We start from the raw sequence: 12,256 nt of genomic DNA on the forward strand, positions 1-12,256 counted from the left end.
GATGGAAACGTGAATTCAGAGGAGGGAATAAAATACATGAAACATAAAATTGCTGTACTGGCAGATGTTCATGGAAATGCAACTGCTTTAAAGGCAGTTATCGAAGATTCTATGAAAGAAGGTGTGACTAATTATTGGTGTTTAGGAGATTTAATTATGCCTGGTCCTGGATCGAATGATTTATTTGAAATGTTAGATAGTATTAACGTTGATACTTATGTACAAGGAAACTGGGAAGATAGCTTTCTTGACGTTCTTAATAAAAACATTGATATTGATAACGCAACTGATATTTATGTTTCTAGATTAGTTCAGTATCAATGTGAAAACTTGGATAAAAACTATATTAATCATATTAAAAATTTACCATTACATATAACAAAACAGGTTAATGATTTATCAATCAGTATTAGTCATAATCTACAAAATAAAAATTACGGAGGAGATTTATGGCCCACTAATAATCAGGAACAGTTTGATCGGTTATTTGATCGTGATTATGATATTGCGATTTACGCTCATACCCACCATCAATTGTTGCGCTATAGTAGCAATGATCAATTAATTATTAACCCAGGAACAGTTGGACAACCTTTTTACAAGTGGAATAAGCTAAACTCTGACTTACGTGCTCAGTATGCAATTCTTGAAATTGATGAGGCAGGGATTGCTGATGTGAGGTTTAAAAAGGTTTTTTACGATGTAGAAAAGGAATATAAAAATGCCACTAATAAAAATCTTCCTTATATTGATTTATACCGTGAGCTGCTAGAGACAGGAAAAACTCATACGCATGATATTGAATTATTACAAGAAATTAATGATAAATATAATTATAAAAATGAAGTAATTAAGTTTATCGAGAAAATCTGATAGGGATCTAATAGAAAGAAATGAACATTGTAGAATGAAACTTAAATGTAAAGTGATTTGTGTATTTTATATTGATTGAAAACAAGCATCCCCCTGTCCTACATATATGACAGGGGGATGCTTGTTTTTTACGGCTTCACATCTAAATTTTGTAAAAATAATGTTGCTGTCACATAACGTTTCGCTAACATTTGTACATAAGCGGTATGTACAGAGAGTGTAGCGATAATAATAGCGTTACGAATTGCTTCGCGTTGTTCGTTATTTATTTGATCGAACTTGCTTGCGATTTTATCAGCTTTTTCTTTTACAATATTTTCAATCGTATGAATCGTATCTGTAGCATTTAGTTGTATGCAATTCCCTTGATTCAGTTCTTCAAATAAAGAGGAATAAGCTACATATAAATGAACAGGGTTAATTAAATCATCACTTCGGTCGGCCGGATCATTTACGATGAGTCGTAACAGTTTACGAATAGATTCAAAATCAAGTGCTGTTTTTAAATCTTCAACAATAAATAGTAAGGCTGCTTGTTCGATTGAGTATTTCTTCCCTTTTTGAGGGGAGCCAATCATTTCTTTTATATCTCGTTTCACCCAGTTTTGCATAGCAGTTACAGAGAAACTCGTGTTTTCAATCTGATTACCAAGCGCAACTATTTCATTTAAAGAAAAACCAACATCTGTATCATCGATTTTAATTAATTTTTCAAAAATAGGTGAAAGTGCGGTTGTAATAAAAGCTGTAACGCTTTGTCCGCTTTCAATATCTTTTTTATGTGACTTTGCCCAAGCTTCTTGTAAAATGCTAAGAGGCTTTTTCGGATTCCATCCTCTAAGTGATAGAAGGAGCGTTGCCATTTCGTTTCGTGTGAGATGAAATGTTTCCATCTTTTCACCTCCAAAATTATAAAAAGTTCTTATGAACTTATAATATGTTTTGTTTCATTTAAAGTCAATTCCGTTTTTCTTAATTTTTCCTTTGTTATGGAATTATTGTCGATAGTAAATAATACTTGCACATTTCGACAAAAGTTCATATAATGAGTTCATAAGAACCTTTAAAAAGGTTTTAAAATAAATCTATCATTCTTGTTTTAAAAGAAAGATAGATTTCACATATATCTATATAAAAGGAGAATGGATATAATATGTTGAAAAAACTTGTAGCAGTAATGACAGCATTCATGGTTATCTTTGGGGCTAGTAGCTTTATGTTCGTAAATCACGCGGAAGCGAAAAGTTACAAATCTGGTAAAAAATCATATTCACCAAGTTCTGGTCAAAATTCAAAAGTGGATTTAAACAAAAAAGATTCTAATGTAAATTCACAAAAAACGACAACAGATTCAAAAACAAAAGCAACAAACACAGCACCAAAAAGTAATAAAGGTGGCTTTATGAAAGGTTTATTACTAGGTGGTCTTGGTGGTTTACTAATGGGTAGCTTATTTGCAAATATGGGAGCTCTTGGTTCTGTATTAGCGTTTATGGTAAATATGTTAGTAATGGCTGGTATTGTAATGTTAGCAGTTCGTGCATTTAAATACTTCAAAGATCAACGTAAGAAAAAGGCAGATGAAGTAGCATGGAAACAATAAAAATTTCTGAACAAGAATTAATAAATGCGCTTTGCGTATATATCGCTGAAAAAAGACAAGTGGGTCCAGAAGAAGTTTTAGTTGAACTAATGTATGATGACGACTACGGTTTCTCTGCTGAAGTAGAGGTAAATGGTCGCAAACAAATATTAATTCAAGCAAACCTAATCGAAGCGCTACGCTTACTACTTGATCGAGAATACAACGTCAATTCATTTGCAGCAAGATTGCAACTTGAATTAGATGATGAAGAAGGCATTTACGCATTAGCGAAATTTAATAATAATGAACAATAAAACTGTTAGAGCCTTATGCTCTAACAGTTTTTTATTTGGATTAATATTGCTAGTATGTTTCTTCTTTTAGAATAAAATCCAGTATTTCATGTGTCTTCAATTTAGTATTTGCATCATTTTATCTATCTAATCCAAAGTTGGCTATCCAAATAAATAATAATTTTGACATAAAACGACTTTTATTTATCTATTCGACGAATTACGACAAATAAATCGCAACTATATTTGATATGCTATTTCAGAAATCTTATATTTTATTATTCAAAGCGAGGTAGAAGAATGATGGTTTGAATTTAGCTGAATTTGCTCATGAGGCTTCTGGTAAAAAAGAAGTGTGTATATCGAGAAGATTAGAAAAGTTCGAAAAAGGAGAACGGAACATGGAAACACAAACTTACAAGTATCCTAGACAAAAGATTAATGGGATTTGGCTAATAATTGCTGGAGCAGCAATGTTTTTACTTTTAATAAAACATAACGGCTATCCAAACGTGTGGCCTTTTATTATTGTTTATACATTAGGAATGATATGGCAATTGAACTCTAAAACTAGGAAGAAATTTGCAGTTGGTTCTGGAACACCGGAACAAAAAAAGTGGGCTAATTTTTCAATGATTATATTGGCTATTTTAGTTTTTCTCATTTTTCATTTTGTTGGTGATGATTATAGAAATTGCTGGCTATTAATTCTTTTAGCTGTAGGTGTTCATTTTTTAATGTTTATTCCGGTACATGGAAAAATGATGTTTTTTCTATCCATCATTTTAATAATCAATTCATTCATAGGATTAATCATTACTAACGTAAATCTAGATGTCTTTTTTATAGTAGATGGTTTAATAAAAATTTTAGTTGGTGTAATTTTTATTAGGTTAAGCCCTATTGATTTTTAAAATACAGTTGATTAATACATTAGAAAAGAAGGCGTAGTAATGATATTTTTTATGTTAGCTATTAGTGTAGGATTAATATTTTTTGTTCATTATATAACGAAACAGATGTTTAAATACGAAGTAAATCACTCAAGTTCAAAAAAACGCTTTTTAATAAATCTTTTGCAATTTGTTAGATTTGCACCAGTAATTGTATTACTTGTAATATGCATACTGGTATTAACAACTTTGCACACGAAAACAGGTATTCGACTATCTCATGCATGGTATGCTGCGCAATTTTGGGCCTATTATACGTTTTTGTATTGTATTTATATGATAACTAGGAAAAAACTGCTTCTGTTTTCCATGGTTATATCCTTAATTATGGCCATTTATTACACTCCGTTGTTCCACTTTGAAAACCAATTTATAGGATTGTATGTAATTGTCGCTGATATTTGCGGAATTTTAATGTTTATAAATTTATGGATGTCGATATCGAAAGTTTTAGTCGGAATGAAAAATAGGTAATACTTTTGGTTCCTGTAATTGACGTAACAGAAATACTAGATGTAGTACAAAAATTATAAAAAAGGCGGTGGAAATGAATCCACCGCTTTTTTATATGCTAGTTTTTCACGCTTTCATTTGTTGATTTTCTTCAAATGATTGAAAATCACGCCAGATCTCATTCATTTTCCGTCTCCCAACATCAACCATCGGGTTAAACTGAATGGCAGCTTGTTGACGCACAGTGTGGACATCTTGAATTGCTTGTTGCAAGTGTTGTTCAACCGAATTGGATGTTTGCATTGCTTGCTTCACGATTGAAAATCCAGCGACATTTCCTTGCGCCATCGCGATTTTACCGCTTTCAATGCCAGTAATATTTCCAGCTACAAATAAACCATGAAGAGGGGTTTCCATTTCTTCTGAATGAAGTGGAACATGTCCGCCTAATTCCGGAATGTAATGGAAAGGGCATCCAGCTACAGCCGCAAGCTCAGCAAGAGGATACAAACCTCCGGCAATACAAACGAAGTCAGCCTCATATATCTTTTCTGAGCCATTAATAACATTTCCGTTAGAATCAATATTAGCTACACGCACACCCTCAACTTGATCTGTACCGATAATTTCAAGTGCAGCTTTCCGGAGATGAAGTGGTGTCCCATTTATTTTCATCCCGTTATTTGGATAGAAGGTTAATCCAGCTTTTCGAATCCAATCATATTTCATAAAACGGCTACCTAAACGCAGAAAAGCAGAAGGAGCGAGGTGAGCTGCATTTAAAAGAGAGTTCAAAACTTCTTCTGGTTCACCAGCCTTTTGGCTTAACTCACTTTTTTCAGGAAGTACAATATGTTCTACTTTAATTCCAGCTAATTGTAATTCATTTAAAATAGCGAATGACAAAATGTTAGCACCAATAATGATTCCTTTTTTCCCAACTTGAACTCGGTGAACATTTGTCATAACTTGAGCTGCTCCAATTGACATAACTCCTGGAAGTGTCCAGCCAGGAAGGGGAATAGAATACTCAGCAGCCCCGGTAGCAATTAGTACGAACGGTGCTTCTAACGTACCGATATTTGTATGTACGAACCAAGACCTCTCATCTTTATCTAAGTTATATACGGAAACACCGCACCGAATATCGACTGAAAGGGATTTTGCTTCTTCATGAAGGCGCTTTGATTCTTCTATTCCGTTCCACCATTCCCCAGTAGGCTCTTGATGCAACTGTCCTAACAATCTCCCGCCCGGCTTCATAAATTCATCAATAACAAGTACGTTAAGTCCAAAACGTGCACAAGAGATGGAAGCTGATAATCCTGCTGGTCCTGCACCAATAATAATTACATCGATCATCGCTTTTTCACCATCTCTCTCACGATATTTGGATGCTGTTTTCCGCTTGCAACAACCATATCGTTTTCAACTACAGTTAAGCAAGCTCGTACGTTCGTTTGATTGTTTACAGTCACGCGGCATTCTGAACAATGTCCAATATTACAATAAATACCTCGCGGTGTCCCGCTATCTTCATGTACTCGTAACGTTCGTATTCCGTTTGCAAGTAGAGCGGCCGCTATCGTTTCATGTTCATATGCTTCATATTGTTGACCATTAAATTGAAAATTGATACGCTGACTACTATTTAAACTACCTAAAATAGGGTGATGTGTAATTCTACTCATTGATTGTCACCTACTGCTCCAAAAGTAACCGCACGCACTGGTGGTTGATATTTTAATGGAATTTCATTTTGGGATATGTTAGGGTTCGCACTTTCTACCATTCGTTCTATTGTCATTCTACATGTTCTACCGCCGCAAAAACCCATACCAGCACGTGTTCTTAGTTTTAACTCACGAGCTGAGCAATTATATTCAGCAATTGTCGATTGAAGTTGTCCGTATGTAACTTCTTCACAACGACAAACAATTAAGTTCTCTTTATTCGTCATATGTATTCCTCCTCTAGTTCGGTTTATGCAAATTATTATGCAAAAACTATGCCAATATAGAGGAGGAGAGGGGTTATCCCGCTATTTGCTGGGCAGTAAGACCCCACCTCGAAATTCAGTGAAAGCAAAGAAATTAGGTGGGGGTCGGGCTGCCCGTAAAAGCCCGATTGGTGAGGGCTGATAATCAAGTGGGGATGAACAAAACCCCCACTGATTAAAGCTTGACTTTATTGTAACCCCAGTCTTTTTAAACGGTTATATAAAGTGGCCCTCGTTACGCCAAGTTGTTTCGCACATTCTAATTTATTACCATCTAAAATGCGTAAAGCTCTTTCAATTACCTTTTTCTCGTGCTCATCCATTTCTTCTTGTAAAGAAAGAATCGTATTATTGTTGAGTAATAGGGATTGAGCCGTATGATTGTCTAAAGTTTCATTTGTATGAAATGGTAAATATTCTTGTTTAATAATGCCGTCTGTCGCAAATACGACGAGTCTTTCAACTACGTTGCGGAGCTCGCGAATATTACCAGGCCAATTGTAATGAAGCAGTTCATGCATAATATTTGAAGGTAAGTCGCGAATAGGCCTGTTATAGTTTATTGAAAAATCGTTTAAGAAGGAATAGGTTAATTCAATAATATCCTCTCGTCTTTCGCGTAGTGGCGGAATATGCAAGCTAACTACATTTAAGCGATAGTATAAATCTTCTCGGAAAGTTCCTTTTCTCATTTCTTCTTGTAAATCACGATTTGTAGCAGCGATAATGCGGAAATCAATATTTATTTCTTTTTCTCCACCAACTCGGTAATACTTTCGTTCTTGTAGTACACGCAAAAGTTTCACTTGCATATCGAGAGGCATTTCTCCAATCTCATCAAGGAATAAAGTACCGCCTTGCGCGAGCTCTATTTTCCCTTTTTTACCTTTACTATTTGCACCAGAAAATGCTCCGCGCTCGTAACCAAATAATTCACTTTCAAAAAGCGCTTCTGGGATTGCGCCGCAGTTAATTGAAATGAAAGGGGCATTTGCTGTCTCGCTTGCTTCATGAATTGCTTTCGCAAACACTTCTTTTCCAACACCGCTTTCGCCGAGTATTAAAACAGTTGATTTTACTGAACAAACCTTTTTAGCTAATTGAATCGTTCGTTGTATAACAGGGCTTTTTCCATTCATCGCAAGGAAAGGATCGGATGTATCTTTATATTTTGCTACTTCTTGTTCTAAACGGTGCATTTCATGTGACATGTTAAATAGTTTCTCATTCAATACAACTTGATTTGTAACATCTGTTTCTGAAACGACTGCTCCTATAATTTCATCGTTACAGTAAACTGGGTTTGAATTTATTAATACGAACAAATCAGGACGAGGCTGATGGAATTGAGCGATTATTCTTTTTCCATCATGCAATGATTGCAAGATTTCCAAATCTTTATAATCAAAAAAACGAGTAATTGGTTGTCCGATAATTTCATTATGTTTAACTGAAAAGATTTTTTCAGCACCATCCGTCCACGTACGGACACATTCTTTTTCATCAATGACTGTAACAGAAGAATCAGTCGTTTGAATTACAGTGTTATAAAAAGATTGTAGCTCAGTGTAAGACTTATAAAGAAACGGAATCACTTGCTGAGCCGTTATACAACATATTGGCTCTTCGTTTTTGTTAATGATGACAACGGCTAATGCATGTGAAAGCGCATCAATTAAAGCAGTGAACGAGTCGTCCTCATATATATAGCCGCAACTATATTCTTCTGTAGTAGAAGGGAGGTAATAAAATGTCCCATCTACTTTGCTAATGTGTTGAATGCTACTTTTATAATCGATAGACAAAATTTTCATAAACTCTTTGATTGTTGGAAATGAAAATGTCATAGCGCCCTCCTGATATGTATAAAAATTTAGACAGTGATAAAAAAATAATACACCTATTTACGATAAATTTAAAATATTTTTACAAATAAAAATTATTTCATATAAATAGTTCTGTATGTAGAGTTGGCACATCAATTGCATAAATAGATAGTGAGAGATTTAGGAGAAAGGAGGGGTGCTAGGTGAGACACTGTGACGTTTTAATAATAGGCGGTGGTATTATAGGCTGTTCTATCGCTTATTACACTTCAAAATACGGAAGAGACGTAACAATCATTGAAAAAGGGGAATTTGTCAGTGGGACGTCTTCACGGTGTGACGGGAATATTTTGGCTATTGATAAAGACCCAGGTTTTGATAGTCAAATGTCGTTAGTAAGTCAAAAATTAGTAACTAATTTAAGTGAAGAGTTGGAGCACTCATTTGAATATAGGGCGCCAGGAAGCATTCTCGTTTGTGAATCAGACGAAGAAATGGAAGCAGCACAGCAATGGGTAAATCGTCAAAAAGAAGCTGGATTACCGTTTCGAATGCTTGACAGGCAAGATATAAGAGAGGAATCACCATTTTTTGCAGATGATTTATTAGGCGGTTTAGAATGTGCAACGGATTCGACTGTAAATCCATATCTTCTTGCTTTTTCACTTCTTGCAGAATCGAAGAAATTTGGTACAAAAGCTTTTAATCATACAGAAGTGAAAGAAATGAAAAGAGATATAGATGGTTCCTTTATTGTAGAAACGACAAATGGGACGTTTACTGCGAAGCAAGTGGTGAACGCAGCCGGTGTGTGGGCTCCTAAAATCGGACAGATGTTAGATGTGAATATCCCAATTGAACCGAGAAAGGGACATATTATTGTAGCTTCAAGGCAACAACACGTAGGTTGCCGTAAAGTAATGGAATTTGGTTATTTGATTTCTAAATTTGGTGGAAAACGAAAAGTGGATGCTTTAACTGAAAAATATGGGGTAGCTCTTGTATTTGAGCCGACAGAAAGCCAAAATTTTTTAATTGGTAGTAGTAGAGAGTTTGTAGGTTTTCATACGAGGATAAATAACGAGGTTATTAAATGTATTGCGAACAGAGCAATTCGTTTTTATCCGAAAATGGCGGATATGATGGTGATTCGTTCATATGCTGGATTACGTCCGTGGACAGAGGATCATTTGCCGATCATTTCACGTGTGGAACATATCCCGAACTACTTTATAGCAGCAGGGCATGAAGGAGATGGCATTAGTCTTGCCGCAGTTACTGGGAAAGTGATTGAAGAGTTATTAAACGAAAAAGAAACAATCATTCCTATTGAACCACTTCGTTTGAGTCGTTTTACAGAAAGGGTGTTAAACGGATGAGGTCACAAAGAGTCTTTACGACGATTGATACACATACGGGTGGGAATCCAACGAGGACATTAATTAGCGGACTTCCTAAGTTAATTGGAGAGACGATGGCAGAAAAGATGTTACATATGAAAAAGGAGTATGACTGGATTCGCAAATTGTTAATGAATGAGCCACGTGGTCATGATGTAATGTCAGGAGCACTATTAACAGATCCGTGTCATCCTGAAGCTGATATAGGTGTTATATACATAGAGACAGGTGGATATTTACCGATGTGTGGCCACGATACAATTGGTGTATGTACAGCTTTAGTTGAATCAGGTTTAATTTCAGTAGTTGAACCGGTTACTTCTTTAAAGCTAGATACGCCAGCTGGCTTAGTTGAAGTAGATATTACTGTTCAAAATGGTAAGGCGAAAGAAGTCTCCTTCTGTAACATACCAGCTTTTTTACTGAAAAATATTTCTGTACACGTCGATGGAATTGGAACTGTAGAGGCTGAAATTGCGTATGGAGGAAATTTTTATGCCATTATCGATGCGAAGTCAGTAGGACTAGAGTTAGTACCAGAAAACGCATCTACAATCATTGATAAGGCGATTCATATTCGAAACACAATTAATGAGAAGTTTGAAATCATTCATCCAGAGTATTCGTTTATAAGAGGATTAACACATATTGAATTTTATACAGATCCTACTCATGAAAGTGCGCATGTGAAAAATACAGTTGTTGTTCCGCCGGGAGGAATAGATCGATCTCCATGTGGTACAGGAACATCAGCGAAGTTAGCTGTATTATACGCTCATAAAAAAATCGACATCGATGAAGAATTCGTTCATGAGAGTATTGTAGGTTCACTATTTAAAGGGTGTGTTATGAATACGACATATGTAGAAAACATTGAAGCTGTAGTAACGAAAATTACGGGATCAGCTTGGCTTATGGGAATGCATAGATTTTTTTACAATGAAAAGGATCCGCTTAAAGAAGGCTTTTTGCTAATTCCGCCGATGGAGCATGAAACGGAGGATGTAAAATGAACATTCAAAAAATGTATACAGCAGTAGATGTGCACGTAGCTGGCGAAGCATTTCGTGTAATGAAAGACGTACCATGCAAATACTACTACAGTTTAGAACATTTAAATGAACAATTTTCAGGCGAATTAGCAGAAGAAATGAGGCTTTTATTAAATGAACCACGTGGTTTTATCGGTTTAAATGGATGTATTGTCGTTCCTTCTATTCATACGGAAGTGGATGCAGCGGTATTGTTTTTTAATCATGAAGGACCAATCCCTCTTCATTATGGTGGTATTGTCGCCGTAATAACGATGTTACTAGAAAGTGGATATTTAAAAAAGAGGGAGTCTAATCAATACAAAATTGAAACGCTATCTGGAATATTTTCAGTTCATGCGTATGTAGAGAATGATGAAGTTATATCTGTTTCGTTTGAAAGCAAACTATGTTATATGATTGAGAAAAATTTAAAGATTGGTAATATAAGTTACTCTCTTATACAGGCAGATAAAGTATATGCAGTTGTAGAAAAGGATACGAAATCACCAGAAATTCGTATTGAAAACATTTCTGAATTGAAAAAATGGGGAGAAGCTACACTTCAAGCTATACAAAAACAGTCATTAATAAAAAGACTTATTTTAGTAGATTCTATGCAAAAAGAAAAGAACCATATAAAGTCGATTACATTTCATGAAGATAACTTTATAGTGCGTTCACCAGGTTTTGTTTCTACTATTGTGTCTTATGTTCATGCTTTATTTAAAAATGAATATATAGCGGATAAAGCTTTTAAAAATGAAAGTATTTTTAATAGCTTTATAACAGTGGAACAAGTGAAGAAAGAAGAGCCAGGATACATTTTCCGTTTTGAAAGTAGAGGGTTTATTACAGGCATGCAGACGTTTCTATTAGACCCTACAGATCCGTTTCCAACAGGATTTCTATTAAAATAAAATGTTTAAGGGAGAGATAAAAATGCAAAATATTAAAGGGGCATTTCCAGTATTAATAACACCAATGGATGAGTTTCAAGAGATTGATTGGAAAGGTGTAAAGCAAAACGTAAACTACTTTATTGAGAAAAAAGTAACTGGAATTATTATTAATGGAAGTACGGGAGAATTTGTTAGTTTATCAAAAGAAGAACGATTTAACATGGTAGAAACAGTATTAAAAGAAGTCGATGGCCGTATTCCAGTCATTGTTGGAACTGCAGCAGAAACGACGAAAGAAACGATTGAATATACGAAACATGCAGAAGCACACGGAGCGGATTGCGCATTAATTATAAACTCTTACTATTGTAAACCGAAGGAAGAGGAAATTTATTTTCATTTTAAAGAAATCTCAAACGCTGTAAATATACCAATTATGTTATACAATAATCCATTTACTTCTGGTGTTGATATGAGTACAGAGTTAATGCTTCGAATTGGAAAAGAGTGTGAAAATGTTACACATATTAAAGAGTCTAGTGGAGATATTCGTAAAGCGAGAGATTTAGTAAGACAAGGCGAAGGTGCTTTCCAAGTTTTCTGCGGATCTGAAGATTTAGTTATGGAATCTTATTTAGTTGGTGCCTCAGGATGGGTTTCAGTAGCAGGAAATATCGTACCAGGACTCGTTACGAAAATGTATGAGCATTTTCAAAATGGTGAATTAGAAAAAGCATGGGAGATAAACGATGCGATTTTACCTCTTTGTGAATTTCTTGAAGGATCAGGGAAATATGTACAAATCGTTAAACGGTCAATGGAATTACACGGGCAATCCGGAGGACCTTCTCGTTATCCAAGATTAGGATTAACTGAAGAAGAAGATCAAAAACTTCAAACTATTTTATCAGAAATTGCAGCTCATGCAGCTGTTTAAATAA

General features: G+C 35.0%; 14 protein-coding genes. 9 read left to right on the forward strand and 5 right to left on the reverse strand.

Annotated elements, in window-relative coordinates; translation table 11 throughout:
* Positions 1-36 precede the first annotated feature (36 nt).
* Positions 37-873, forward strand: coding sequence for a metallophosphoesterase family protein (locus QCI75_RS13025; RefSeq protein WP_144507243.1), 837 nt, complete (start codon positions 37-39; stop codon positions 871-873).
* A gap of 128 nt (positions 874-1,001) precedes the next feature.
* On the opposite strand, the gene QCI75_RS13030 is transcribed toward QCI75_RS13025, so the two are convergent.
* Positions 1,002-1,766: a DUF1836 domain-containing protein gene (locus QCI75_RS13030; protein WP_000447223.1), complete on the reverse strand. Its 765-nt coding sequence runs from the start codon at positions 1,764-1,766 to the stop codon at positions 1,002-1,004.
* A gap of 260 nt (positions 1,767-2,026) precedes the next feature.
* Between QCI75_RS13030 and QCI75_RS13035 the strand changes: the two genes are divergently transcribed.
* The 4 genes from QCI75_RS13035 to QCI75_RS13050 all read left to right on the forward strand — a co-directional run bounded on the left by QCI75_RS13035 (position 2,027) and on the right by QCI75_RS13050 (position 4,178).
* On the forward strand, positions 2,027-2,476 hold the full coding sequence (locus tag QCI75_RS13035) for a hypothetical protein (RefSeq protein WP_097810928.1): 450 nt from the start codon (positions 2,027-2,029) through the stop codon (positions 2,474-2,476).
* Positions 2,464-2,772, forward strand: a complete 309-nt coding sequence (locus QCI75_RS13040) for a YxcD family protein (protein WP_002172318.1) — start codon at positions 2,464-2,466, stop codon at positions 2,770-2,772. The genes QCI75_RS13035 and QCI75_RS13040 overlap by 13 nt, the downstream gene beginning before the upstream one ends.
* Positions 2,773-3,152: 380 nt before the next feature.
* The gene (locus tag QCI75_RS13045) at positions 3,153-3,665 is read left to right on the forward strand and encodes a DUF6609 family protein (protein ID WP_144507245.1); all 513 of its coding nucleotides are present in this window, start codon (positions 3,153-3,155) and stop codon (positions 3,663-3,665) included.
* Between the two features lie 39 nt (positions 3,666-3,704).
* The gene (locus QCI75_RS13050; protein ID WP_144507242.1) at positions 3,705-4,178 is read left to right on the forward strand and encodes a hypothetical protein; all 474 of its coding nucleotides are present in this window, start codon (positions 3,705-3,707) and stop codon (positions 4,176-4,178) included.
* Positions 4,179-4,283: 105 nt separating this feature from the next.
* On the opposite strand, the gene QCI75_RS13055 is transcribed toward QCI75_RS13050, so the two are convergent.
* The 4 genes from QCI75_RS13055 to QCI75_RS13070 form a co-directional block, all read right to left on the reverse strand.
* The gene (locus tag QCI75_RS13055) at positions 4,284-5,519 is read right to left on the reverse strand and encodes an NAD(P)/FAD-dependent oxidoreductase (RefSeq protein ID WP_144507241.1); all 1,236 of its coding nucleotides are present in this window, start codon (positions 5,517-5,519) and stop codon (positions 4,284-4,286) included.
* Positions 5,516-5,848 (reverse strand): (2Fe-2S)-binding protein, encoded by a 333-nt coding sequence (locus QCI75_RS13060; RefSeq protein ID WP_144507240.1) that lies wholly within the window; start codon positions 5,846-5,848, stop codon positions 5,516-5,518. The genes QCI75_RS13055 and QCI75_RS13060 overlap by 4 nt, the downstream gene beginning before the upstream one ends.
* A complete protein-coding gene (locus tag QCI75_RS13065; RefSeq protein ID WP_144507239.1) occupies positions 5,845-6,117 on the reverse strand; it encodes a (2Fe-2S)-binding protein in 273 nt (90 codons plus the stop codon). Before QCI75_RS13065 ends, QCI75_RS13060 begins: the two co-directional genes overlap by 4 nt.
* A 227-nt stretch (positions 6,118-6,344) precedes the next feature.
* Positions 6,345-8,003, reverse strand: coding sequence for a sigma-54 interaction domain-containing protein (locus tag QCI75_RS13070; protein ID WP_144507238.1), 1,659 nt, complete (start codon positions 8,001-8,003; stop codon positions 6,345-6,347).
* Positions 8,004-8,185: 182 nt separating this feature from the next.
* Here QCI75_RS13070 and QCI75_RS13075 point away from each other — a divergent pair, with 182 nt between their 5' ends.
* Genes QCI75_RS13075 through dapA form a run of 4 tightly spaced genes read left to right on the forward strand, consistent with a single transcriptional unit; the run spans position 8,186 to position 12,252 of the window.
* Positions 8,186-9,361 (forward strand): NAD(P)/FAD-dependent oxidoreductase, encoded by a 1,176-nt coding sequence (locus QCI75_RS13075; RefSeq protein ID WP_353760619.1) that lies wholly within the window; start codon positions 8,186-8,188, stop codon positions 9,359-9,361.
* Positions 9,358-10,395, forward strand: a complete 1,038-nt coding sequence (locus tag QCI75_RS13080) for a proline racemase family protein (protein ID WP_144507236.1) — start codon at positions 9,358-9,360, stop codon at positions 10,393-10,395. The genes QCI75_RS13075 and QCI75_RS13080 overlap by 4 nt, the downstream gene beginning before the upstream one ends.
* Complete coding sequence (locus QCI75_RS13085; RefSeq protein ID WP_353760620.1) at positions 10,392-11,333, forward strand: proline racemase family protein; 942 nt, start codon at positions 10,392-10,394, stop codon at positions 11,331-11,333. Before QCI75_RS13080 ends, QCI75_RS13085 begins: the two co-directional genes overlap by 4 nt.
* Positions 11,334-11,355: 22 nt before the next feature.
* Positions 11,356-12,252 carry a 4-hydroxy-tetrahydrodipicolinate synthase gene (dapA, locus tag QCI75_RS13090; protein WP_353760621.1) on the forward strand — a complete coding sequence of 299 codons (897 nt, stop codon included), beginning with the start codon at positions 11,356-11,358 and terminating at the stop codon, positions 12,250-12,252.
* Positions 12,253-12,256 lie beyond the last annotated feature (4 nt).

This window comes from Bacillus cereus group sp. RP43, assembly GCF_040459645.1.
Classification (GTDB): domain Bacteria; phylum Bacillota; class Bacilli; order Bacillales; family Bacillaceae_G; genus Bacillus_A; species Bacillus_A mycoides_C.